Origin of the sequence: Salinimicrobium sp. TIG7-5_MAKvit (genome assembly GCF_049569215.1) — a bacterium.
GTDB lineage: Bacteria > Bacteroidota > Bacteroidia > Flavobacteriales > Flavobacteriaceae > Salinimicrobium > Salinimicrobium profundisediminis.
The window spans coordinates 1,917,359-1,942,345 of sequence record NZ_CP145903.1 but is presented as its reverse complement, the minus strand read 5'-3'; the positions used below and the strand labels follow the sequence as shown (position 1 = coordinate 1,942,345).

Genomic DNA, 24,987 nt, shown 5'->3' with positions numbered 1-24,987 from the left:
AGGAAAGCCTTGTTTAAACCCCTACTTCGGCTTTTCCATCACCGTTCCGCAGTTGTTACAGGTGCGCAGTTCCTCGCTACTGTAGAAATGTTCAAAATGCTTCTGAAAATCATTCTCAATATCATTCAGCGGGAAATAGACTTCATATAATTTATTATTACAGTTTTCACAAAACCACAATAAACCGTCTTTAGCATCAAGCTCTATCCTTCTTCGCTCCACCACAAGCCCTACAGAACCCTCTGTACGCTCGGGTGAATGCGGCACTTTTGCGGGGTTGAGATACATATCGCCGGGCCCCAGCTCAAAAGTCCTTTTTTGACCCTCTTCCTGAACGTGCACTTTTATTTGCCCCTCAAGCTGGTAAAACAGCTCTTCGGTTTCGTTGTAATGGTAATCTTTCCGCGAGTTTGGGCCGCCCACCACCATTACAATATAATCTTCGGCGTCGGGATAGATGCTTTTATTGGCCACAGGCGGTTTTAGAAGATCCCGGTTCTGCGCTATCCACTTATTTAAATTAAAAGGTTTTGAAATTTCCATGTCTCTATTTTTGGACCCTAAATTTACGCAATCTTTTCCTGAAGCACTACCCAAAGCATTACTTGCTGTAATACCGCTCTTTTTTTATAACTTTCCTTCTGAAAAACTTCCGGTTATGAAAAAAATACTTCTCGTTTTTGCCATTTTTGGCACCCTGGCCTGTAATAATGCTGAAAAACAAAGTAAGGTAGAGGGGGCAACTCCTGAAGCAGCTTCCGAAGAGAAAGATATAGCACCCAACTTTGGGATTGTGATTCACGGTGGCGCGGGCACTATCTTAAAAGAAAATATGAGCGACAGCCTGGAGCAGCAATACCGGGCAAAGCTTGAAGAAGCCATAAGAAAAGGACATGAGATCCTGGCCAATGGAGGCACTGCGGTAGAAGCCGTGCAAAGAACCATTAATGTGATGGAAGATTCGCCATTATTTAACGCCGGGAAAGGTGCTGTTTTCACCAATGAAGGCACTAATGAGCTCGATGCATCAATTATGGACGGCTCTAACCTCAATGCAGGCGCAGTGGCCGGGGTCACTACCATCAAGAACCCCATCAACCTGGCTTATGAAGTCATGGTAAATTCTGAACACGTGATGCTGGCCGGTAAAGGCGCCGAAAGATTTGCCAAAGAACAGGGCTTCGAGATTGTAGACCCGCAATATTTTTATACCGAAAACCGGTACAGGAGTCTGCAGCGTATTAGGGAACAGGAGAAAACACAGCTGGACCACGACGATCAAAAAACGGCATTTTTGGATCCCTATATTAAAGATTCCAAATTTGGAACCGTGGGTTGTGCTGCGCTCGATAAACACGGAAATCTTGCCGCAGGCACCTCTACCGGCGGAATGACCAACAAAAGATACAACCGCATTGGTGACGCTCCTATAATTGGCGCGGGTACCTACGCCAATAATAAAACCGTGGCGGTATCTAGCACCGGCTGGGGCGAATTCTTCATCCGCGGTATGGTGGCCTATGATATTTCGGCACTTATGGAATACGGCGGACTAAGCCTGGAGGATGCCGCAAGGGAAGTAATCCAGGAAAAGGTGCCGGCATTGGGCGGAGACGGTGGCATTATTGCAATAGATCACCATGGAAATGTCGCCATGGAATTTAATACCGCCGGAATGTATCGCGCAAAAATGAACCGGGATGGAGACCTGGAAATAGGCATCTACGGCGAGTAATACTCCTTCCGAATACACCTTCTAAAAAGCTGTCTTAAAAGCTCTTAAAATGTCGTTTCTGAAACTTCAGGATGACTTAAATAGCTTTTAGGCGGCTTTTTTCATATTCGGGCAGCAGGCATTAATAAAATTTTATAGTTCCTTTAGTTCGGAAATTCCCGAACTAAGTGGTAGTTTTGCAGCTTCAAATTTGAGAAGTTAAAAACGTGGACTTAGAAATTCAGCGAAAGACGCTAATAGAAGAACTGGGAGTACACCTGGAGGAGGACAATCTTGCTCCCCTTGCAGCGCGTATTCTTGCTACTCTTATTCTTGCGGGAAGAAGAGGGGTGACTTTCGATGAGATGGTGTGTGAATTAAGTGCAGGAAAAAGTACGGTTTCTACTCATCTGGATCATCTTCAAGCAACAAACAGGGTAACATATTTTACCAAACCTGGGGACCGCAAGCGGTACTTTGTCATTGACCCTAATCTTATCCTGAACCTAATGGAGGAAATGATCACTAAATGGGACAAAGAGAAAAGGCTCCACCTCAAAATTAGGGCATATAAAGAGCAGTGCAATTGCGAAGCCAGGGAAACCGGCGGCTTTCAATTTGATCTGGAATTTCAGGAAGATTTTCTCACTTATTTAGAGGAAACTTCAAACGCAGTAAAAAAATTCAGGGTCAAACTTTTATCTAGAAACAATTAAAACAGACAGAAAGCAGAATATGAGAAAACTACACGCTATAGGAATGATGTTAATTGCCTTTATGGCTTTTTCATGCCAGGACCAGCAGGCAGGCGCAGCCCAACGTGGTGCTGCCACTCCTTTTCCGGTTATTGAAGTTCCACAAAGAACCATCACAGGTTTTACTTCATATCCCGTTAGTATTGAAGGTACGGTAAGCAGTGCCGTGAGAGCAAAAGTCCCCGGATATGTTACGCAGGTATTAGTAGATGAAGGAGAAAAAGTGAGAAAAGGCCAAACGCTTGTCAGGCTTGAAACCGAGTCTTTATCACAGGAAGCCGGTGCAGCTAAAGCCAACGTAAATGCCGCACAGGTAGAGGTAGATAAACTACAGCCCCTTGTAGAAAAAGGGATTATAAGCCCGGTACAACTTGAAACTGCAAAAGCAAGACTTGAGCAGGCAAAAGCCGGTTATAGCAGTATTGCTGCAAATATTGGTTACGCCACTATAAAGAGCCCTGTAGACGGTTATGTAGGTGCCATTAATTTTAGAGAAGGAGCGCTGGTTAGTCCGGGTGATCCAACACCACTCACCACTGTTTCAGACATTGATGAGGTTTATGCCTTTTTCTCTATGAATGAAAGAGATTATTTAGACTTCATTCAAAATGCTGAAGGGGAAAACCTTTCAGAAAAAATAAAGAATTTCCCGCCGGTACAACTTCAACTGGTGAACGATAGGATCTATTCTGAAACAGGAGAGATTCAAACCGTAACAGGGCAAATTGATCCATCAACAGGAACAGTGAGCTTTAGAGCGATGTTCCCTAACCCTAGCGGTATTCTTGCCAGCGGTAACAGCGGGAGAATTAGAATTCCGCGTACCTATGAAGACGTTCCGGTAGTACCCGAATCTGCTTCCTTTGAACAACAGGGAATTGTGTATGTGTACGCAGTACAGGGAGACAGCCTTGCTACCAGTGCACCAATCGAGGTGCTTGACCGCGTTCAAAATCTTATTGTAGTGGGAGAAGGACTTAAACCTGGCGACAAGGTCGTAGCGCAGGGAGTTGGAAAATTGAGAAATAACACTCCAATTATTCCTCAGCCTGTATCCTTTGATAGTATTGCCACTTCCATTAAACCAATCTTTAAATAAGAACGACTAATGCTAAAGACTTTTATAGAGAGACCTGTACTATCTACAGTAGTCTCGATAGTTATAGTTATGCTGGGAATTTTGGCCATCACCACTTTACCGGTGACCCAATATCCCGATATTGCTCCCCCCACGGTGCAGGTAAATGCCAATTATGCCGGGGCCAACGCAGCTACCGTACTCGAAAGTGTGATCATTCCCATTGAAGAGCAAATTAACGGGGTTGAGGGAATGGACTACATTACCTCTACTGCCAGTAACAACGGTAGTGCAAGCATCAACGTATTCTTTAAACAGGGCGTAGACCCAGATATTGCTTCGGTAAACGTACAGAACAGGGTGGCCCGTGCTACTCCTTTACTACCACGTGAGGTGACTCAAAGTGGGGTTACCACCCAAAAGCAGCAAACCAGTGCCCTCATGTTCCTTACGGTACTTTCTGAAAATGAAGCTTACGACGCTACTTTTATTCAGAATTACCTTAACATCAACGTGATCCCTGAACTTAAAAGGATCAACGGGGTTGGTGACGTGAGTGTGTTTGGGGCCAAGACCTACGCGATGAGGGTTTGGCTACAACCTGAGAAAATGGCCGCCTACAACCTGATCCCTTCAGATGTTATTGGTGCTATTAACGAGCAAAGCCAGGAGGCTGCAGCCGGATCTTTAGGTCAAAATAATGCTGAAGCTTTTGAATATGTTATTAGGTACAGTGGTAGATATAATACCCCCGAAGACTACAACAATATTGTTATTAAAGCCCTTGATGACGGAAGGTTCTTAAAACTTGAAGATGTTGCCCAGGTAGAACTTGATGCCCAGGGTTATAACGTGATATCTTTCACCAACGGAAAACCGGGGGTGAGTATGGCAGTTTATCAAACTCCGGGATCAAACGCCCAGGAAATTATCGAGACCGTTCACGATAAACTTGATGAACTTGAAAAAAATTATCCTACCGGACTTAAAACAGTGATCAACTTCGACTCTAACGAATTCCTGAATGCTTCTATAAGCAAGGTGGTAATGACCATTTTTGAAGCCTTCTTGCTGGTATTCCTGGTAGTGTTTATCTTCCTTCAGGATTTTAAATCTACGCTCATTCCGGCTATTGCAGTGCCGGTGTCTATTATTGGAACTTTCTTCTTCCTCAACCTTTTTGGATACTCCATCAACCTGCTTACGCTGTTTGCACTCGTGCTGGCTATTGGTATTGTGGTAGATGATGCCATTGTGGTTGTAGAGGCGGTGCACGCCAAACTGGAAGAAGGTGCCGAAAATGCCAAAAAAGCGACCCATTCGGCCATGGAAGAAATTGCCGGTGCAATTATCTCTATTACTTTGGTGATGGGTGCGGTGTTTATTCCGGTTACCTTCATTACAGGTCCCACAGGAGTTTTCTATGAACAGTTTGGGGTAACTTTGATGGTGGCAATCGCAATTTCAGCAGTAAACGCCTTAACTCTGAGTCCGGCCCTTTGTGCGCTCTTCCTGAAGCCTCACCACGAAAAAGAGGGGAAAAGAAAAGGCTTTTTGAAACGCTTCTTTTCAACCTTTAACGTGGCTTTTGATGTCACCACGAAGAAGTATGTGAATTCGGTTTCTTTCCTTTACAAACACAAATGGATAACCGGGGCGATCATTATAGCTGCCATAGGAGGTATCTTCTGGGCTTCGTCTACAACGCCTACAGGGTTTGTTCCCGATGAAGACCGTGGGATGATCTTCGCCAATATTGAATTGCCTGCAGGTGCTTCTCTAGATAGAACTGCCGAGGTCACTGCGGAATTGAGCCGAAGGGCACAACAAATTCCCGGAATTAATATGGCTTCTGTGGTAAACGGTTTCAGCTTCCTTGGAGGTGCCGGTAGTAACTACGGGATTGGCTTTATCAAACTAGACAACTGGGATGAAAGGACCGAAGATGGTATGTCGGCCGAAGATATCATAGCAAAACTCTTTGGTGCCGCTGCAGGAATATCTGATGCCAACATTCTCTTTTTCCAGCCTCCAAGTGTTCCAGGATTTGGGACATCTTCAGGATTTGAATTGAAGGTACTAGACCGTACAGGGGGTAGTTTTGAAGACCTTGATGCCGCTACACGAAATTACCTGGCCGATCTTTCAGCCAGACCCGAAATTTTGTACGCCAACAGTTCGTTCAACACTAATTATCCGCAGTACGAGATCGACTTAAATATTCCGAAGGCAAAAGAAGCAGGAGTAGATATCGGAACTATTTTCTCTACGTTGCAGTCTTATATAGGATCTGTATACGCAGCCGATTTTGCCCGCTTTGGAAAACAATACAGGGTTTATGTACAGGCGCTGCCCGAAGACCGTGCCACTGTAGATGACCTCAACTCGATCTTTGTGCGTAACTCCCAGGGAGAAATGGCGCCTATCACGCAGTTTGTAACCCTAAGCAGGGTTTACGGGCCACAGTCGGTTACCAGGTTCAACCTCTTTAACTCGGCCAGTGTGAACGGTGCACCGGCACCAGGATTTTCTTCGGGAGATGCTATTGCTGCCGTACAGGAAGTGGGAACAGGATCTCTTCCGGAAGGATTTGATATCGGATTTTCTGGGCTTACCAGGGAAGAGGTATCGGCCGGAAACCAGACTACTTTCATCTTCTTTTTAAGTGTGCTATTTGTATTCTTTATTCTTGCAGCACAGTATGAAAGTTATTTACTTCCGCTTGCCGTACTGCTATCGCTACCGGTTGGGGTAATGGGTGCTTATGTTACCACAGCCCTTACAGGACTGGAGAACAACATCTATTTCCAGATAGCACTTATCATGCTACTGGGCTTACTTGCCAAAAATGCCATTTTGATCGTGGAATTTGCCGTGCAAAGGCGAAATGCCGGAAACTCGATTGTTGACTCGGCTCTGGGAGCTGCAAAAGCACGTTTACGTCCTATTCTTATGACCTCGTTTGCCTTTATTGTGGGGCTTCTTCCTCTGGTGTTCGCTACAGGAACAGGTGCTGCAGGAAACAGGTCTATTGGTACAGGTGCCGTTGGTGGATTGTTAGTAGGGACCCTGCTGGGAATCTTTATCATCCCAATTCTATACATCCTGTTCCAATGGCTCCAGGAAAAAATCTCGGGACAACCTAAAGCCGCAAATGAAAACCTATAGAAAATGAGAAGACTAAATATATACAAGTTCATTTTAATTCCCGCGGTCCTGCTATCTCTTCAGTCATGTTTTGTAGCTAAGGAATATTCCAGGCCCGAAGAAGTAGTTGAAAACGAAGCTTACAGAACCGATAATCTACCTACAGATACTTTGTCTATGGCCAGGATCTCGTGGAGAGAACTCTTTACAGACCCTGTACTGACAAACCATATTGACCGGGCTCTTGAGAATAACATAGACATTCGCATTGCCCTACAGCAAATAGAAGCGGCAGGCGCCTATCTCAAGCAGGCAAAAGCAGCATATTTGCCAACACTGGGAGTATCTGCGCAGGTTACCCAACAGGAACTTGCCGACAGTAGCCCTATGAGTGCTTTTTCGAGTAGCTCTATCACACAATATGACGCTACTGCAAACCTCTCGTGGGAAGCAGATATCTGGGGAAGGATTAAAAGTAACCAGCGGGCTCAAAGTGCAGCATACCTGCAAACAGTAGCAGCACACCAGGCGGTAAAAACAAGATTGGTAGCTAATATTGCAAATCTTTATTACCAGCTCCTGGCACTGGACGAACAGCTTGAAGTGACGCAGGAAACTGTTGCTAACAGGATGAATAGCCTTGAGACTATCAAAGCCCTTAAAGAAGCAGGGAATGTTACCGAAGTAGGCGTAAAGCAAACCGAAGCACAGCTTTACCGTGCCCAGGCTGTAGTTATAGACCTTCAGAATCAAATAAGGCTGTTGGAAAACACTTTTTCAATCCTGCTGGGCGAAGCCCCGCATCCGGTAGAAAGAACAGCATTAGATGCTCAGGAGTTGAATACACGCCTGCAAATTGGTGTGCCGGTGCAGTTGTTGAGAAACCGCCCCGACGTGATTGCGGCCGAGTACAACCTGATGAACGCTTTTCAGCTGAAGAACGTTGCTAAAAGCAATTTCTATCCTGCCCTGCGCCTTACTGCCAACGGCGGATTCCAGAGTCTTGACCTTGCCGATCTAATCGACACCAATTCTCTTTTTGCCAGCTTTGTTGGTTCTCTTACACAGCCCATCTTTAACAGAAGGCAAATAAGAACCCAGTACGAAGTGGCACAGGCACAACAGGAGATTGCATATTTGGAGTTTAGAAGAGCGATCCTGGATGCTTCAAGAGAAGTTTCGGACGCCCTTTACAACTATGCGGCAGCCGATAAGAAGCTCGACATTAAACAGGATGAATTTGAAGCTTACGAACTTGCAACTTCCTATTCGGAAGAACTGCTGAACAATGGTTTGGTAAACTACCTGGAAGTATTGACTGCAAGAGAAAATACTCTTAATTCGCAGTTGGAGCTTGTTAACATAAGATATGATGAATTGAGTTCAATAGTAGACTTATACCAGGCGCTAGGAGGCGGCTGGCAATAATGGTTTCATGATTGGATTTTTAGTTGTTGGAGTGGCCCTGCCTTTTGGCGGGGCTGCTTTTTTTGCTGCAGTTACTATTTTAACGCGCTGCCTTTTGCTGCCCACCATGGATAGACTTCGATGGCTAACCTTCCAGCCGCAACCATGGGATCAAGCCTCGCCAGGCTGTCGGCCATTTCGAGATTTGGGGTATTATAAACTGCAATTCCTCTAATATCACCCTCGTCACCAAAAGGCCCTGCCATGCTGAGATATCCTTCTGAAGCCATTCGCTCAAGATGCGCCAGGTGCTCTTGCTGAAGCTCCGCAGTTGTAAGAGAATCCTGGTTTCTATTTTCACCTTTTTTCAGAAACACTATAAAGTACTGCTGCATGAGATGCTGCTTTTCCCCTTCTCCATAGAAAAAAGTTTGATACCCCTGCTCCTGAAGTGCTGCTGCTTCCTGTTCAGGATCCAGGATGGTATCGGGCATTCTTGCCTCCACCTCTTCGGGTCCGGGAATTCACCTGGTGTCACGGCCCTGGTTGCATGATGCGATCAATAAAAGCACACTACCTAAAAAGATCAATTTTTTCATGGTCTTGATATTTGCCAATCCTTAAAAGGAAATTTACTGAGGTAAGAATTGTAGTAACGCTTTTCTCCTGTCACTTCTTTACCCAGCCATGCCGGCTTTAAAAATTCTTCATTTTCATGTTGAAGCTCCACTTCAGCCATTAGCAGGCCTTCATTAAGACCTATAAACTCGTCAACTTCAAAAATGTGCTCCCCTACTTCAACCTCATACCTGAATTTTTCAATGACACCCGGCTCACAAAGCTTCAGCAGTTCTTCGGCTTCAAAAAGGGGAATTTCCTTTTCCCATTCAAAACGTGAGAGGCCGTCGCTACTGCTTTTTCCCTTAATGGTCAAAAAGCCTTTTTCAGCCTTTATGCGCACCCTCACGGTTCTTTCGGGTGCCGAGTTGAGATAGCCCTGCACGATTCTGGTCTTGTTTCGGGCTTCCTCTTTAAAATCGGGGGTCTCTAAAATGAGAAATTTGCGTTCTATTTCCTGCATGTACAATGATTAACGATAACTATCGGCAATTTCCCTAATTTCCGAAGATTTTATACAGGTAGCCGAATATTTATTGTTGGTCACGTAAATCATGGCATCGGCGATCTTTTCGGCAGGAATACTCCTGTACTTTTTAAGCGGCCCAATAAGCAGGTGGTTGCCCACACTCATCGCCTTTTGCCAGGCGGCTTCAAAAGGGCGTTTTTCATCGCGCTTCCCGGCGATAAGAGAAGGTTCAAAAATGTAAGTTTCGGCAATGCCCTGCGCCTTTACGTCGCGTTCCATTTCTCCTTTTGTACGGTTGTAGAAAAAGCGGCTTTCTTCATCGGCTCCCAGGGCCGAGATCACCAAAAACCTCGAAATTCCGTTCTTTTTGGCCAGTTTTGCAGCATTTACGGGAATTCCGTAGTCAATTTTGTGATAAGTATCCTCATCGGGCGTTTTTGCCTGGGTAGTGCCAATACAGCAGTACACTTCATCGGCCACAAAATCATCTGCGTGTTTTTCCAGCTCGAACAGGTCAATTAAATGTTCTTCAATTTTGTCATATTTGACACCTGCGGTAGAGCGGGAGAAAAGTTTGATCTTGTCATACCGCTTATCCTCAAGCAGCCTTTCGAGCAACTCTCCACCTGTAAGGCCTGTGGCTCCCAATATAATAGCAGTTTTCATAGTTTTTTCTTTTTTTATGAAGGTAGCAGATTTCTGTCTCAAATCAAAGGGAGTCAAAAATGGTATTTTTGAGACTTATTTTTTCTTCGGAAGTAGCGCCATTTCAAAACTTGAAGCTGAAGATTCACTAATTTTACAGCGATGGAGGAGATCATACAGCGGAAGATTATTCACGTAGACATGGATGCGTTCTATGCCTCGGTAGAACAGTTAGACAACCCTGAACTGCGCGGAAAACCTATTGCAGTGGGCGGTAGTTCGCAGCGGGGCGTTGTAGCGGCGGCAAGTTATGAAGCCCGCAAGTTTGGCGTGAAAAGTGCCATGAGCAGTGTGATGGCAAAGCGCAATTGCCCCGAGCTTATCTTTGTAAAGCCAAGATTTGAACGCTACAAGGAACTTTCACAGCGCATAAGGAATATTTTCTTTGAGTATACAGATCTTGTAGAACCCCTGTCACTTGATGAAGCCTACCTTGACGTATCCCAGAATAAAAAAGGCAATCCCAGTGCCACGATGATCGCCAAAGAAATTCGGCAGAAGATAAAGGAGAAGACTGGTTTAAATGCTTCCGCAGGGATATCGATCAATAAATTCATTGCCAAGGTAGCCAGTGACGTCAACAAACCTAACGGACAAAAGACCGTAAACCCCGAAGAGGTGGAGGCTTTCCTGGAAGACCTTGAAATAAGGAAGTTCTACGGGGTAGGCAAGGTAACTGCCGAAAAGATGTACAGGCTGGGCATCTTTACCGGAAAAGACCTCAAAACCAAACCTCTTGATTTTCTCAATGACCACTTCGGAAAGAGCGGGGAATATTATTATCAGGTAGTGCGGGGAATTCACAATAGTGAAGTAAAGCCTTCGAGAATAAGAAAATCTTTGGGTGCAGAGCGCACTTTTGAGGAGAATATCTCTTCAGAAGTATTTATGCTGGAGCGGCTGGAGAATATTTCCGAAGAAATTGAGCGGCGCCTTGCCCGGAGTAAGGTTGCGGGAAAAACGATCACCCTAAAGATAAAATACAGCGATTTTACGCTGCAAACCCGCAGTAAAACGCTGTCTTACTACATCTCTTCAAAAGAATTGATCCTGGAAGCCGCAAAAGAGCTTTTGTACCAGGAAAAAATGAGGGAAAGCGTGCGCCTGCTGGGAATTTCCCTGTCTAACCTCAATACCGATAAAGCGGAAGAAAAAGAGGAGAAGAAGGAAATTGCAGTACAGCTAAAGTTTGATTTTTGAAAGAGTGGGAAGTGGAGAGAAGATTCCATAAAGAAAAAAGCCACAGATCTTTGCGATCTATGGCTTTTTAAAATTAATTCTCAGTACTCAATACTAAGTACTCAATTCTAAATATTATTCAATTTCTGAAATTCTCAATGTATTCACCATTCCTTTACTGGTAATAGGCATGGCTGCGAGGTTGATGGTGAAATCACCCTTTTCAACAAATTTATTTTCTGTAGCAATCCTGTTGATATCATCAATAGTCTCGTCTGTACTTACCATTTTATCGTAGTAAAACGCACGTACCCCCCATAAAAGGCTTAATTGGTTAAGGATCCTTTTATTAGAAGTGAACACAAGAATATTAGATTCTGGTCTCCAGGCCGAGATCTGGAAAGCTGTATAACCACTATTGGTCAAAGTACAAATAGCTTTAGCTTTGATCTCATTGGCCATATGGGCAGCATGGTAACAAATAGATTTGGTGATGTATCTCTTGGTACGCACGTGTGGTGGCTCATGAGGTACTTTAATAAGCGGTGAATTCTCAACGCTCATAATAATTTGGCTCATTTTTTCAATCACCTGCACCGGGTAATTACCTACTGAAGTTTCTCCACTTAACATCACGGCATCGGCCCCATCCATTACAGAGTTCGCCACGTCATTCACCTCGGCCCTTGTAGGGGTAAGGCTGGTGATCATGGTTTCCATCATTTGGGTAGCAATAATAACAGGAATACGGGCTTTTTTAGCCTTTAGCACCAGTTGCTTCTGAATAAGCGGAACTTCCTGTGCAGGAATTTCCACTCCCAGGTCACCCCGCGCTACCATTAGTCCGTCGCAATAAGCCACGATCTTGTCGATATTATCAACACCTTCAGGCTTTTCGATCTTGGCAATGATTGGGATCTTGTGATCTGTATGTTCTTTTATTAAATTCTGAAGTTGAATAAGGTCATCGCTGTTTCTCACAAAAGAAAGAGCAATCCAGTCTACACCCTGCTCAACGGCAAAAATGGCATCCTGAATATCTTTTTCGGTAAGGGCCGGAAGGGAAATCTTTGTATTAGGAAGGTTAACTCCTTTTTTAGACCTCAATGGGCCTCCCTGTATCACTTTTGCAAGAACCTCATCTTTTTGGTTGGTAGACACCACTTCAAAGATAAGTTTACCATCATCGAGAAGAATTCGCTCTCCGGCTTTTACATCCTGAGGGAATTCGTTGTAGTTCATGTAAACCCTTGAAGCTGTGCCTTCAAATTCTTCACCGGTGACAAAGGTGATTTCATCTCCTTTGGTTACCACCACTTCTTCCTTCATCTTCCCTACCCTTAATTTGGGTCCCTGCAGGTCACCAAGTATGGCCGCGGTAAAGCCATTTTCTTCATTTAGTTCCCTTATAAGCTTTATGCGTTGTTTTACATCTTCATAATCGGCGTGAGAAAAATTGATCCTAAACACGTTTACACCTGCATGCATCATATCTCTCAAAACGTCTTTCGAACTCGTTGCTGGCCCTAGGGTGGCCACAATTTTAGTCTTTTTCGTATTCGGCATTAGTCAAAAATTAAATTTTCTTTAGTTTTTATGTGATGAAAATCAACGGCATACGCCGTAGAAACCTGTGGGATCTCGAGGATCAATGCGTTGAGCATCTTTAAAGATACCGCATCCAGTTCATCCTCGATCTTCAGCAAAAAATCTACCTGCTTAAATTCTGGTAAAAGAATTGATTTTTGGACAGCCAGTTCCCCAAAAAAAAGAGAGTCCTTATTAGAACCCGTTCTTCCTTCCCGCCTGGCAACGTTACTTACCAGGTGATAAGTACAATATTGCCGTAGATCTTCATAGATAAAATGCGCAAAATAGTTGCTCTCATTTCCTTTATGAAGATCAATATCCTTTGGCGTTCTGGCTAATTTAAGGCCTAAATGTTTGTTTAACAGGTAAGCCAGCTTGTACTCTTCTACCGAAGAATGTACCGCAAGTAGCTTGTAGGGCTGTTCAAAAACGTCATTTAAAACCAGTTTATGCGCCGGCATATGATTTTACATCAAAGGTTAAAGATAATTATTGCATCGCAGAAAAGTAATTTTTTGGGGTATATTTTCAGAATATCTTACGAAAACGTTATAGTTTCTGCTATATTTTTAAGGGTGGTCTATTTTATTCTGCAGGGCATAATATGCCCTTTTGGATGCTTTTTCTTCAGCTTTCTTTTTTGAAGTCGCCCTGGCTTTTGCCACAACCCTGTTCTCAATCCTTAATTTTACAGCAAAATGTTTTAACTCGTCTTTTCCTGTATCTTCATAGACTTCATAGCTAAACTCTTTCTTCTCCTTTTGGCACCATTCAATTAAGAGGCCCTTATAGCTTATAACCGTGCCTTCCAGTTGCTCGATATCTACATAAGGCTCAATTACCCTTTCATAGATAAATTTTTTGGTATACCTGTAGCCTCTATCAAGGTAAATGGCACCTACAAGGGCTTCAAAAAGGTTTCCGTGGATGTTTGTTCCAAACTGCTCTATGGGGATATTAGTCTGAATATATTTGATCAACTCGAGATCTTTCCCGAGTTCATTCAGGTGCTTACGGCTTACAATCTTGGAACGCATTTTAGTGAGGTAGCCTTCGTTACCACTTGGCACTTCATTGAACAGGTGCGAAGCTATAACGGCACTTAGCATAGCATCTCCAAGAAACTCCATCCTTTCAAAGTTGATGGCGTTGCCCTCTGCATCTTTCTGGTTTAAAGAGCGGTGGGTAAATGCTTTTTTATAGTGTGCAATATTGCGGGGTTTGAACCCCATTATCTTTGTTAATTCCACAAAAAAATTCCCGCCTCTGGAGGAGCGGGAATTTAATATGTTTCTTATTACACTCATGGAAGAATTTACTCGTCCAGTTTTTTGAACAAAACGCAGGCATTATGACCTCCAAAACCAAAGGTATTGCTCATAGCCACTTTCACATCTCTCTTCTGCGCCTTATTAAGGGTAAGATTTAATTCGGGATCAATATTTTCATCCTGAACTTCGTGATTGATTGTAGGTGGTACAATTCCATGTTTCATGGCGAGAATAGAGGCAATTGCTTCTACAGCTCCCGCAGCACCCAACAGGTGGCCTGTCATGGATTTTGTAGAGTTGATATTAATATCTTTGGCATGTTCTCCAAACACCTTCTTAATAGCCTTAAGTTCAGCCACATCACCCAACGGTGTTGATGTTCCGTGTGTGTTGATGTGATCTACATCTTCCGGTTTAAGCTCTGCATTTCTAAGGCAATTCTCCATTACAGCCACTACTCCTATCCCTTCGGGATGTGGGGCAGTCATGTGGTGGGCATCCGAAGATAACCCGCCTCCAAGTACTTCTGCATAGATCTTCGCTCCTCTCGCTTTTGCATGCTCATATTCTTCAAGAACAAGTGCACCCGCACCTTCACCTAAGACAAAACCGTCTCGTGTTGCATCAAAAGGTCTTGAAGCAGTCTCGGGACTCTCATTTCTTGTTGAAAGCGCATGCATGGCATTAAAACCACCCATTCCGGCAGGAGCAACTGCCGCTTCACTTCCCCCTGTTACTATTATATCACTGTGGCCCAACCTAATATAATTCAACGCATCTATAAGCGCATTGGCTGCAGATGCACATGCTGAAACTGTAGTATAGTTAGGCCCCATGAAGCCGTGCTTGATGGAAATATTTCCCGGAGCAATATCGGCAATCATTTTAGGGATAAAGAAAGGGTTGAATCTTGGGGTTCCGTCACCTTTACCAAAAGCCAAAACTTCATCCTGGAAGGTTTCGAGACCTCCAATCCCGGCACCCCAGATAACTCCTACACGAAGCTTATCAATAGCATCGAGGTCCAGCCCCGAATCTTTGATAGCCTCATCTGAAGCTACCAGGGCGTACTGGGCGAACTTGTCAAGCTTCCTGGCTTCCTTTCGATCAAAATAATCTTCAACCTTGAAGTTTTTGATCTCGCAAGCGAATTTAGTTTTGAATTTCTCGGTATCAAAATAGGTAATGGGTGCAGACCCGCTTTTACCATTTACCAGGGCTTCCCAGTATTCCTCAATGTTATTTCCAATGGGGGTAAGGGCACCTAATCCAGTTACTACAACTCGCTTCAACTCCATAAGGATATGTTAGTTTTTTATTTTTTTGCGTCTTCAATATAAGAGATTGCCTGACCCACAGTAGCAATGTTCTCTGCCTGGTCGTCTGGAATCTGGATATCAAATTCCTTCTCGAACTCCATGATCAACTCTACAGTGTCTAGTGAATCAGCGCCCAAGTCGTTGGTGAAGCTAGCTTCGTTTACTACTTCATTCTCGTCAACTCCTAACTTGTCAACGATAATCGCTTTTACTCTTGATGCAATGTCTGACATAACTTGTGTTTTTAATTTTTAATTTAAGTGGCAAAAATAAAAAACTTTATTTTAAAACCTGTTTTTACTTTAAAAATGTGAATGTAAATTACATAATTTCCGCCTAAAGCCAGTATTTTTACCTGCCAATAATTGTTAACACCCTACGCTTGCAACAAGTAAGAAATATAAGAAAGAACAAAATTGTGATCTTTGCTTCGGGTAATGGATCAAATGCCGAGAATATTATTAAGTACTTTCAGCAAAAAGACACTGCTGAGGTTATCGCAGTTTTCTCCAACAACCGCAGGGCAAAAGTACTGGAAAGAGCACATAATCTTGGTGTAAAGGCCCTGCATTTTGACCGCCAGGCGCTTTATCATTCCAATGAGGTACAACGTTTATTGATTGACATGAACCCAGACCTTATTGTACTGGCCGGCTTTCTTTGGATCTTCCCTACCAATATTCTGCAACACTTCCCTAATATGGTGATCAATATTCATCCAGCTCTTCTTCCAAATTACGGCGGAAAAGGCATGTATGGCATGAATGTTCACAAAGCTATACATGAAAATAAGGAAGTGGAAACAGGTATAAGTATACATTATGTCAATGAAAATTATGACGAGGGAAAAATGATCTTTCAGGCTACCACTGCTATTAAACCTGAAGACTCGGTAGAAGATATTGCCCATAAGATCCATGAACTGGAACAGGAACACTTTCCGAAGGTAATAGAAAACCTCTTACTCCCTGCTAAAAATGATTGATGCCAATGTTCACATATATACCGATGGGGCAGCCAGGGGTAACCCGGGGCCCGGCGGTTATGGAATTGTAATGGAATGGGTAGGAAAACCGTACCGCAAGGAGTTTGCAAAAGGCTATAAACACACCACCAATAACAGGATGGAGCTGCTCGCAGTAATAGATGCCCTTAAAAAACTGAAAAACCCCGATACCCGTGTGGTCGTTTTTACCGACTCAAAATATGTTGCCGACGCTGTAGAAAAAGGCTGGGTTTTTAACTGGGAGAAAAAAGGTTTTAAGGAGCGAAAGAATGTGGACTTGTGGATAGAATTCCTGAAAGAATATCGCAAACACAAGGTGAAATTCCAGTGGATAAAAGGCCACAACGCACATCCTCAAAATGAACGCTGCGACAGTCTGGCCGTAGAGGCCTCAAAAGGAAAACGCCTTTTAATAGACACAGGATTTGAAGGAGACTCGAAAAGCCTTTTTTGAGTATCAGGGCTTGAAAAACAAAAACGTATATTTGCACCTCATTTTTAAAGAACGTTATGAATAAATTATTGATAGTGGGCACGGTCGCCTTTGATGCCATCGAAACCCCTTTTGGTAAAACAGATAAAATTCTTGGTGGTGCAGCCACTTATATTGGTCTATCTGCAGCACAATTCGATATTAAAAGCGCTATAGTATCTGTGGTAGGAGAAGATTTTCCGCAGGAATATCTGGATCTGCTAAAAAACAGGAATATCGACCTTAGCGGCACTGAAATAATTAAAGGCGGAAAAACCTTTTTTTGGAGCGGTAAATACCACAACGACCTTAATTCCCGCGACACTCTTGACACGCAATTAAATGTACTTGCCGATTTTCAGCCGGTGGTGCCCGAAGATTTCAAATCTCCCGATGTGGTGATGCTGGGAAACCTTCACCCACTTGTGCAACTTAGTGTTCTTGAACAAATTGAAAGACCAAAGCTGGTAGTACTTGATACTATGAACTTCTGGATGGACAATACCTGGGATGACCTTATGAAGGTAATTGGTAAAGTAGACGCCCTTACAATTAATGACGAAGAAGCCAGGCAGCTTACAGACGAGTATTCTTTGGTGAAAGCTGCCCGTAAGATCGCCGAGATGGGCCCTAAATATGTAGTTATTAAAAAAGGGGAACACGGGGCTTTACTGTTCCATAACGAACAGATCTTTTTTGCTCCTGCCCTTCCGCTAGAAGAAGTTTTTGATCCTACAGGAGCGGGAGATACTTTTGCCGGCGGGTTCACAGGATACCTGGCGCATACAGGGGATATCTCGTTCAAAAACATGAAAAATGCAGTGATCTACGGCTCTAATCTCGCCTCCTTCTGTGTAGAAAAATTCGGGACCGAAAGAATGCAGAACCTTAAAAAAGAAGAAGTGCATCAACGCCTGGAAGAGTTTAAATCCTTAACACAATTCCAAATCAAACTTACTTAATATTGTGCCCTGTAATTTCAGGGCTTTTTTTATGACTAAACCCGGGCCAAACAACAACAAGATATGAGTGATGCTTTAAAACACGAATGCGGAATTGCCCAATTGCGCCTACTTAAGCCATTAGAGTACTACAAAGAAAAGTATGGTACTGCATTTTATGGGGTAAACAAGATGTACCTCATGATGGAGAAGCAGCATAACCGCGGGCAGGATGGTGCCGGTTTTGCCAGTATTAAACTCAACACACAACCCGGAGATCGCTATATAAGCCGTGTAAGATCTAATGCAGCACAACCCATACAGGATATTTTTGCTCAAATCAATGCGCGCATTAATGATGAGATAAATGAGCACCCAGAATATGCCGATGATGTTGCACTTCAAAAAAAGCATCTCCCCTACCTGGGAGAGCTATTTTTGGGACATGTGAGATATGGCACTTTTGGAAAGAACAGCGTAGAAAGTGTTCATCCGTTTTTGCGCCAAAACAACTGGATGCACCGCAACCTTATTGTTGCCGGAAACTTTAATATGACCAATGTGCACCAGCTCTTCAACAACCTGGTAGAGTTGGGTCAGCATCCAAAAGAAAAGGCCGATACAGTTACTGTAATGGAGAAAATAGGCCATTTTCTGGATGATGAAGTTAGAAAACTATACAAAAAACTTAAAACCGAAGGCTATTCTAAAGTAGAAGCCTCCCCCCTCATTGCCGAGCAGTTAAAAATTGGAAAGATCCTTAAAAAATCGGCAAAGAACTGGGATGGCGGTTATGCAATGGCCGGCCTCTTAGGGCATGGAGATTCCTTTGTATTAAGGGATCCTGCCGGGATAAGGCCCTGTTACTATTACTGTGATGACGAAGTGGTTGTAGTTGCTTCGGAAAGACCTGTGATCCAAACAGTATTTAACGTAGATTTTGACAAGGTCAAAGAACTGCCACCGGGCCATGCAATTATTACCAAAAAGAACGGAAATGTGCGTATCAAGCAAATCCTTGAACCGCTGGAAAGAAAAGCCTGTTCTTTTGAACGCATCTACTTTTCACGCGGAAGTGACTCCGAAATTTACCGCGAGCGCAAAATGCTTGGAAAGCTCCTGATGCCCGAAGTACTTAAGGCCATAGACCATGATACCGTAAACACCGTTTTCTCATTTATTCCAAACACTGCTGAAACCTCCTTTTACGGCATGGTAGAAGCTGCACAGGATGAGCTCAACAAACAGAAGAATGATACCATTCTTGCTGAAAAAGAGACTTTGACCGATGCCCGCCTTCAGGAAATTCTTAATCACCGTTTAAGAACTGAAAAGATTGCCATAAAAGATGCCAAACTGCGTACCTTTATTACTGAAGACAGTAGTCGCGATGACCTCGTGGCACACGTTTACGACGTTACCTACGGGGTGGTAAAACCCGAAGACAATCTGGTGATCATTGATGACAGTATTGTGCGTGGTACTACTTTGAAGAAGAGTATCCTTAAAATGCTTGACCGCACCAAACCTAAAAAGATTGTTGTAGTTTCTTCGGCACCGCAAATACGGTACCCAGACTGCTACGGCATAGACATGGCAAGACTGGAGAACCTTGTGGCATTTCAGGCTGCTTTAGAGCTCCTTAAGGAAACAGATCAATATCAAATTGTAGATGAGGTCTATGAGAAGTGCAGGCAGCAGGTAGAACTTGATGACAGGGATGTAAAGAATTTTGTGAAAGAAATCTACGCCCCTTTTACAAATGAACAAATCTCTGATAAAATTGCCGAATTGCTTAGCAATGATACTATTAAAGCTGAAGTGAAGATCATCTTTCAAACTGTAGAAAACCTTCACAAAGCATGCCCTCAAAACCTGGGTGACTGGTACTTTACCGGGAACTATCCAACCTTTGGAGGTAACAGGGTAGTAAACCGGGCGTTCATCAATTTTTATGAAGGAAGTACAGACAGAGCATATTAAAATAAGCTTTTTCTGCCCCTCGTGAAATCGTTTGTGCAGTTTAACTAAAATTTATGTACTTCATCTAAAAAGCTATTGGAAACAAAGATTAATATCTACTTTTACAAAGCCATAACATAAGTAGGTTAAGTTCATGGTAGATTTGGGGCAAAAAAGGTGGATCTTTCCACCTTTTTTATTTTCAGCACTTTTCATCCCTTCAAAATTCCCTTCCCTTAGTACATTTTAGACCCAGTATCCCACTGTTAAGGCCGAAAAAAAGCTTATTTTCACACTCCATATTTAAGAGTTATTACCATGCCCAAAAAGGCAATTTTTCTTCTCTCGTTTCTTTATACTATTTCACTTTCGGCCCAAAACAAAGAGGATCTTTTAGGATCCTGGACAGAAATTATTGGCCAGCATCACATTTCTGAAAAATGGAGCATTCCCACGGTGACACTACTTCAGCATTACGAGATGTTTGATAAATTTCAGTTTATTATGCTGCGCAGCGGGGTCACTTACGCCTTTTCAAAAGATTTTTCGGCTTCTGTGGGCTACGATTATGTCTATTCTGAAGCATTTTCCGAAGATAGTTTCACAATACAGCACAGGGTCTGGGAAGAAGCAACCTTAAAAACGCCATTTTTGAGCCCCTATATTGCTCATCGTTTTAGGCTAGAATCTACCTGGAAAAGGCAGGAACCTGAATATGATCTTAGCCATCGCGTGCGTTACCGACTTAAATTTGACCGCTCTTTATATAAAAGTTTATACTTTACGGCTTTTAATGAGGTGTTTATAAACCTGAAAGAGCCATATTTTAATCAAAACCGCTTCCATTTTGGGCTTGGGTACAGCTTACATCAAGATCTAAAGATAGAAATAGGGTATTTAAAAAACCATTTTAGGCACGCACATTACGACCGGATAAGATTTGGAATGGTTTTTAAGACCAGGTTCTTAGAACAAAAAGACCGCTAAGCGGGAGAAAGAAAGGCGGCAGCAAAAGAAAGGGCTCCATGTATCTCGAAGCCCTTTCAATCAACTACCAATAGTTTCTACATTAAGAAACTAATCATAATACCAGCGGCAACAGCCGATCCTATCACACCACTAACATTGGGTGCCATGGCATGCATGAGCAAGTGGTTTGAAGGATCGCTTTTGATCCCTTCCTGTTGAACTACACGGGCACTATCAGGCACTGCCGACACGCCGGCCGCACCTATGAGAGGATTAATCTTATTCTTTTCACTGAGGAATAAGTTCATTATTTTGGCAAAAAGGAGTCCGCCGGCAGTGGCAATGATAAAAGAAACTGCCCCCAGCGCAAATATTTTGATTGAACTCCCTGTAAGGAACACGCTTGCCTGGGTTGAAGCCCCCACAGTTACCCCCAAAAGAATGGTCACAATATCTATCATTTTTGTTCTGGCTGTATCGGCAAGACGATCTGTAACCCCACTTTCTTTAAGTAAGTTTCCGAAGAAAAGCATACCAAGAAGCGGAATAGCCGATGGAGAAATGAAGGTGGTGAGCAACATCCCTATAATTGGGAATAAGATTTTTTCAGTTTTAGAGACAGCACGAGGTGGCTTCATTCTTATAAGCCTCTCTTTTTTGGTGATCAACAGCTTCATGATAGGAGGCTGAATTACCGGTACAAGAGCCATATATGAATAGGCCGCAATAGCAATACTACCAATTAATTGAGGAGCCAGTTTAGCCGAAGCAAAAATGGCTGTAGGGCCATCGGCACCACCAATGATAGAAATTGCTCCTGCTTCATGTACTTCAAACCCAAGGGCGATAGCTCCAATAAAGGTTCCAAAAACCCCAATTTGAGCAGCTGCACCCAGCAACATGAGGCGCGGGTTGGATATGAGAGACGAGAAATCTGTCATCGCTCCAATCCCCAGAAAGATCAATGGAGGATAAATACCCTGGGTGACCCCAAAATAGAGATAATTAAGCACAGAACCAGATTCGTAGATCCCAACCCCTGCCCCAGCAGGAAAAGGTATATTACCTAAAAGGATACCTGTACCTATGGGAATGAGCAATAGTGGTTCATAATGAAAGCGAATAGCCAGGAAAATAAAAAACAGGCCTACAGCTATCATAATGAAATTACCAAAGGTAGCATTCGCAAAACCGGTGTATTCCCAAAAGTGAAGCAGCCCTTCTGTAAGATCTCCTCCTTCTTTTGGTATGTTAGGAACTAAATCCTGAGCCATTAATTCTCCTCCCAAAAGGGTTGGGATGAGGTAAAGAATGCCCAGTACAACTATAACAGTTAATAATTTTTTCACAATCTTGTTTTTAGAATTAGGGAAAGATTTGTTGAAATAGGGCTATCCTATTACCAGGAGTAGATCATTTTGTAGAACAGCATCTCCTTCCTTAACTTTTATTTCCTTAATGACTCCTGCCTGGTCTGCCAACACATCATTTTCCATTTTCATGGCCTCAAGAATAAGCAGGGAATCTCCCTTGGCTACCGTATCACCTTCCTTCACCTTCATTTTGAAGATACTGCCTGGCAAAGGTGCTTCTACAGGGAAACCTCCAGGGGAAGCTTTCTTCGCAATGTGCCCCTCTCCGGGTTGCCGCACTACGTTTTCCCTTACCAGTTTAGGGGTTTTAACACGCTTCTTTTCCTGGTGTACTTCCACCAGGTATTCGGTTCCATTTACATGAATGGTAGCTTGTTCATCTTCAAACTCTTTGATATCAACCGAATATTTATTTCCGTTTATTGTAAAATCGAATTTCTTCATTTTTGTATTCTTTACCGTGGGTTATTGTTTACTCCATAGATCTTAGAACTCCAGGGAGAATAAGTGCGGGCAACTCTTTTAATAGTGATAACACCGCTTTCTTCATCATGCTGTTCCTTAAAGTATAAATGTAGCGCCGTTGCTATAGCAGCACTAATCTCTCCCGAGAGGTAGCGTTCTTCTTCGGCGTTTCCATTCTCTTTAGAACGTGATTTCTCTCTAACCTCTTTGATCTTTTTACGGATCCCGAGATTAAGGATTTGTGGCATTTTCTTAAATACGAACATGAGCAGAAGGAGAGCAAGAAAAACAACGGTATAACCCACCCCTGTAATGATCCATATTTGTGACCAGTCTGTGGCCGATGTTGAAGCATATTCCATAGTTATTTATTTATAGGGGGATATTACTGTGTTTCTTCGGCGGATTGGTGACTTTCTTTGTCTGTAGCGTTTGGAGGCCTCTAATGATCCTAAAACGGGTATTACGGGGCTCTATCACGTCATCTATGTACCCATATGCAGCTGCCTGGTATGGATTTGCAAATTTCTGCTGATACTCCTGTTCTTTTTCAGCTTTGAATTTGGCCCTTTCTTCAGGATCTTTAATCGCACCCATAGCTCTTCCTTCAAGTACCTCAATAGCTCCTGAAGCTCCCATTACAGCAATCTCTGCCGATGGCCAGGCGTAATTAAGGTCTCCTCTAAGCTGTTTACAGCTCATCACATCATGCGCCCCACCATAAGATTTTCTCAAGGTGATAGTGATCTTAGGCACGGTAGCTTCACCATAGGCAAACATGAGTTTTGCCCCATGAATAATGATACCGGCATACTCCTGGCCACTTCCGGGTAAAAATCCGGGAACATCTACAAGGGTAAGGATGGGAATATTAAAGGAATCGCAGAAGCGCACAAACCTGGCTGCCTTTCTCGATGCATCACTATCCAGCACCCCGGCAAGGAAATTAGGCTGGTTGGCCACAATACCTACAGACTGTCCGTCCATTCTTCCAAATCCAACAATAATGTTCTTGGCGTAATTTCTGTGCACCTCGAGAAACTCACCCTCATCAACAATGCTGTAAATCACCTCCTGCATGTCGTAAGGCTGGTTGGGGTTATCGGGGATAATGCTGTTAAGAAAATCGTCCCTTCTATCTATAGGATCAGTGTTGTTTTGAATAGGAGCTTCTTCGAGGTTATTCTGCGGAAGGTAAGACAGCAGCTTTCTTATAAGCAGCAATCCATTTTCTTCTGTGGAAACCTTAAAGTGGGAAACTCCTGATTTTGAGGCGTGAATATTGGCACCACCAAGATTTTGAACCGAAATATCTTCGCCGGTCACTGTTTTAACCACCTTTGGCCCGGTAACGAACATGTAGCTGTTCTCTTCGGTCATCATTACAAAATCTGTAAGGGCCGGGGAATACACGGCTCCTCCTGCACAGGGTCCAAAAATGGCAGAAATTTGAGGGATTAATCCAGAGGCAAGAATATTGCGTTCAAAGATCTCGGCATACCCTGCAAGGGAGGTTACCCCTTCCTGTATACGGGCACCACCGCTGTCGTTAATTCCAATTACCGGTGCGCCGGCCTTCATAGCCATATCCATCACCTTACATATCTTCTGGGCAAAAGTTTCAGACAATGAGCCACCAAAAACGGTAAAATCCTGTGAAAAGACGTAAACAACCCTGCCATCAATCGTGCCGTGGCCTGTAACTACACCATCTCCCAGAACCTTATTTTCTTCCATTCCAAAATTGGTGCACCTGTGGGTGACAAACATGTCGAATTCTTCAAAACTACCTTCATCTAAAAGGATTTCCAGACGTTCTCGTGCCGTAAGTTTTCCTTTTTCGTGTTGGGCATCTATACGTTTTTGTCCACCACCCAAACGGGCTATTTCCCGTTTCTGGATCAATTCGTTTACTTTATCCTGACTTGACATTTATCTATTATTTAAATTACTGTTGAGGTTGTTCACAGAGTTCTGTCAATACACCAAAAGTTGATTTTGGATGTAAAAAGGCAATATTGAGCCCCTCTGCGCCTTTTCGGGGAGTTTTATCTATAAGCTTTACTTCTTTTGTTTCCAGTTCATCCAATTGATGCTGAAGATCATTTACTGCAAAAGCTATATGGTGTACCCCCTGGCCTTTTTTCTCGATAAACTTTCCAATAGGCCCATCGGGGGCTGTAGACTCAAGCAATTCAATTTTTGTTTGGCCTACTTTAAAAAAAGCCGTTTTAACCTTTTGGTCTTTGACTTCTTCTACAGAGTAACATTTTAACCCAAAGGTTTTTTCGTAAAAGGGGATTGCCTCTTCAAGGCTTTCAACAGCAATACCTATATGTTCTATATGCGTTGGTTTCATGGTTTATATAGTTTTAGTTTCACTTCAGTTTAGAGCAAAAAAAAATCGCACCCCTGCGATTTTTGTTTTTTACCTGTAAATAATAATTAACCCTTCTTCAGGAAGAGATAAATTTAAATCGCCACCCTGGTTCCATGGCAAAATGGGAGGAAGGGCAATTCTTAATTGTTGATGAGAAAAGCACAACC

At 43.2% G+C, this 24,987-nt stretch carries 25 protein-coding genes; 11 read left to right on the top strand and 14 right to left on the bottom strand.

Translation table 11 applies throughout. The annotated features are described in order from the left end of the window. Positions 1-21: 21 nt before the first annotated feature. Positions 22-543, bottom strand: coding sequence for a 3-hydroxyanthranilate 3,4-dioxygenase (locus tag V5739_RS08720; RefSeq protein WP_423817845.1), 522 nt, complete (start codon positions 541-543; stop codon positions 22-24). A gap of 115 nt (positions 544-658) precedes the next feature. Here V5739_RS08720 and V5739_RS08715 point away from each other — a divergent pair, with 115 nt between their 5' ends. The 5 genes from V5739_RS08715 (at position 659) to V5739_RS08695 (ending at position 8,122) form a co-directional block, all read left to right on the top strand. Continuing rightward, positions 659-1,735: an isoaspartyl peptidase/L-asparaginase family protein gene (locus tag V5739_RS08715; RefSeq protein ID WP_423817844.1), complete on the top strand. Its 1,077-nt coding sequence runs from the start codon at positions 659-661 to the stop codon at positions 1,733-1,735. A gap of 206 nt (positions 1,736-1,941) precedes the next feature. After that, a complete protein-coding gene (locus V5739_RS08710; protein ID WP_423817843.1) occupies positions 1,942-2,430 on the top strand; it encodes a GbsR/MarR family transcriptional regulator in 489 nt (162 codons plus the stop codon). A gap of 19 nt (positions 2,431-2,449) precedes the next feature. After that, a complete protein-coding gene (locus tag V5739_RS08705) occupies positions 2,450-3,568 on the top strand; it encodes an efflux RND transporter periplasmic adaptor subunit (protein ID WP_423817842.1) in 1,119 nt (372 codons plus the stop codon). A gap of 9 nt (positions 3,569-3,577) precedes the next feature. Further along, positions 3,578-6,715 carry an efflux RND transporter permease subunit gene (locus tag V5739_RS08700; RefSeq protein WP_423817841.1) on the top strand — a complete coding sequence of 1,046 codons (3,138 nt, stop codon included), beginning with the start codon at positions 3,578-3,580 and terminating at the stop codon, positions 6,713-6,715. Positions 6,716-6,718: 3 nt separating this feature from the next. Beyond that, positions 6,719-8,122, top strand: coding sequence for an efflux transporter outer membrane subunit (locus V5739_RS08695; protein WP_423817840.1), 1,404 nt, complete (start codon positions 6,719-6,721; stop codon positions 8,120-8,122). A gap of 74 nt (positions 8,123-8,196) precedes the next feature. Here V5739_RS08695 and V5739_RS08690 read toward each other — a convergent pair whose 3' ends face one another. The 3 genes from V5739_RS08690 to V5739_RS08680 form a co-directional block, all read right to left on the bottom strand. Beyond that, positions 8,197-8,595, bottom strand: a complete 399-nt coding sequence (locus V5739_RS08690; protein WP_423817839.1) for a YciI family protein — start codon at positions 8,593-8,595, stop codon at positions 8,197-8,199. Positions 8,596-8,696: 101 nt separating this feature from the next. Beyond that, the gene (locus V5739_RS08685) at positions 8,697-9,182 is read right to left on the bottom strand and encodes a CYTH domain-containing protein (RefSeq protein WP_423817838.1); all 486 of its coding nucleotides are present in this window, start codon (positions 9,180-9,182) and stop codon (positions 8,697-8,699) included. A gap of 9 nt (positions 9,183-9,191) precedes the next feature. Then, positions 9,192-9,854: an NAD(P)H-binding protein gene (locus V5739_RS08680; RefSeq protein ID WP_423817837.1), complete on the bottom strand. Its 663-nt coding sequence runs from the start codon at positions 9,852-9,854 to the stop codon at positions 9,192-9,194. A gap of 141 nt (positions 9,855-9,995) precedes the next feature. On the opposite strand from V5739_RS08680, the gene dinB reads away from it, so the two are divergent. Next, on the top strand, positions 9,996-11,093 hold the full coding sequence (gene dinB / locus V5739_RS08675; protein WP_423817836.1) for a DNA polymerase IV: 1,098 nt from the start codon (positions 9,996-9,998) through the stop codon (positions 11,091-11,093). Positions 11,094-11,207: 114 nt separating this feature from the next. Here dinB and pyk read toward each other — a convergent pair whose 3' ends face one another. The 5 genes from pyk to V5739_RS08650 all read right to left on the bottom strand — a co-directional run bounded on the left by pyk (position 11,208) and on the right by V5739_RS08650 (position 15,485). Beyond that, positions 11,208-12,638 (bottom strand): pyruvate kinase, encoded by a 1,431-nt coding sequence (gene pyk / locus V5739_RS08670; RefSeq protein ID WP_423817835.1) that lies wholly within the window; start codon positions 12,636-12,638, stop codon positions 11,208-11,210. After that, entirely contained in the window at positions 12,638-13,123 is a 486-nt protein-coding gene (locus V5739_RS08665; protein WP_423817834.1) for an IPExxxVDY family protein, read from the bottom strand. Before V5739_RS08665 ends, pyk begins: the two co-directional genes overlap by 1 nt. Before the next feature lie 108 nt (positions 13,124-13,231). Then, entirely contained in the window at positions 13,232-13,969 is a 738-nt protein-coding gene (gene rnc / locus V5739_RS08660; RefSeq protein WP_423817833.1) for a ribonuclease III, read from the bottom strand. Between the two features lie 8 nt (positions 13,970-13,977). Next, positions 13,978-15,231 (bottom strand): beta-ketoacyl-ACP synthase II, encoded by a 1,254-nt coding sequence (fabF, locus tag V5739_RS08655; protein ID WP_266068144.1) that lies wholly within the window; start codon positions 15,229-15,231, stop codon positions 13,978-13,980. Positions 15,232-15,248: 17 nt separating this feature from the next. Beyond that, entirely contained in the window at positions 15,249-15,485 is a 237-nt protein-coding gene (locus V5739_RS08650; protein ID WP_013069791.1) for an acyl carrier protein, read from the bottom strand. Positions 15,486-15,634: 149 nt separating this feature from the next. On the opposite strand from V5739_RS08650, the gene V5739_RS08645 reads away from it, so the two are divergent. The 5 genes from V5739_RS08645 to V5739_RS08625 all read left to right on the top strand — a co-directional run bounded on the left by V5739_RS08645 (position 15,635) and on the right by V5739_RS08625 (position 20,620). Next, entirely contained in the window at positions 15,635-16,237 is a 603-nt protein-coding gene (locus tag V5739_RS08645) for a phosphoribosylglycinamide formyltransferase (RefSeq protein WP_423817832.1), read from the top strand. Continuing rightward, complete coding sequence (gene rnhA, locus V5739_RS08640) at positions 16,230-16,712, top strand: ribonuclease HI (RefSeq protein ID WP_266068149.1); 483 nt, start codon at positions 16,230-16,232, stop codon at positions 16,710-16,712. The genes V5739_RS08645 and rnhA overlap by 8 nt, the downstream gene beginning before the upstream one ends. Positions 16,713-16,768: 56 nt before the next feature. Further along, complete coding sequence (locus V5739_RS08635) at positions 16,769-17,692, top strand: PfkB family carbohydrate kinase (RefSeq protein ID WP_345599786.1); 924 nt, start codon at positions 16,769-16,771, stop codon at positions 17,690-17,692. A 63-nt stretch (positions 17,693-17,755) separates the two neighbouring features. Then, complete coding sequence (locus V5739_RS08630) at positions 17,756-19,654, top strand: amidophosphoribosyltransferase (protein WP_423817831.1); 1,899 nt, start codon at positions 17,756-17,758, stop codon at positions 19,652-19,654. Between the two features lie 297 nt (positions 19,655-19,951). After that, positions 19,952-20,620 (top strand): DUF2490 domain-containing protein, encoded by a 669-nt coding sequence (locus V5739_RS08625; protein WP_423817830.1) that lies wholly within the window; start codon positions 19,952-19,954, stop codon positions 20,618-20,620. Positions 20,621-20,697: 77 nt separating this feature from the next. Here the strand turns inward: V5739_RS08625 and V5739_RS08620 are convergent, their stop codons facing one another. From V5739_RS08620 to mce, 5 genes are read right to left on the bottom strand one after another with little or no spacing between them, the layout of a single operon-like run. Then, positions 20,698-21,951: a sodium ion-translocating decarboxylase subunit beta gene (locus V5739_RS08620; protein ID WP_266068153.1), complete on the bottom strand. Its 1,254-nt coding sequence runs from the start codon at positions 21,949-21,951 to the stop codon at positions 20,698-20,700. 42 nt (positions 21,952-21,993) lie between these two features. After that, on the bottom strand, positions 21,994-22,419 hold the full coding sequence (locus V5739_RS08615; RefSeq protein WP_423817829.1) for a biotin/lipoyl-containing protein: 426 nt from the start codon (positions 22,417-22,419) through the stop codon (positions 21,994-21,996). An 11-nt stretch (positions 22,420-22,430) separates the two neighbouring features. Next, positions 22,431-22,802 (bottom strand): OadG family protein, encoded by a 372-nt coding sequence (locus tag V5739_RS08610; RefSeq protein ID WP_423817828.1) that lies wholly within the window; start codon positions 22,800-22,802, stop codon positions 22,431-22,433. 10 nt (positions 22,803-22,812) lie between these two features. Then, positions 22,813-24,372 (bottom strand): acyl-CoA carboxylase subunit beta, encoded by a 1,560-nt coding sequence (locus tag V5739_RS08605; RefSeq protein WP_423817827.1) that lies wholly within the window; start codon positions 24,370-24,372, stop codon positions 22,813-22,815. A 16-nt stretch (positions 24,373-24,388) separates the two neighbouring features. After that, the gene (mce, locus tag V5739_RS08600; RefSeq protein WP_266068157.1) at positions 24,389-24,799 is read right to left on the bottom strand and encodes a methylmalonyl-CoA epimerase; all 411 of its coding nucleotides are present in this window, start codon (positions 24,797-24,799) and stop codon (positions 24,389-24,391) included. Between the last annotated feature and the right edge of the window lie 188 nt (positions 24,800-24,987).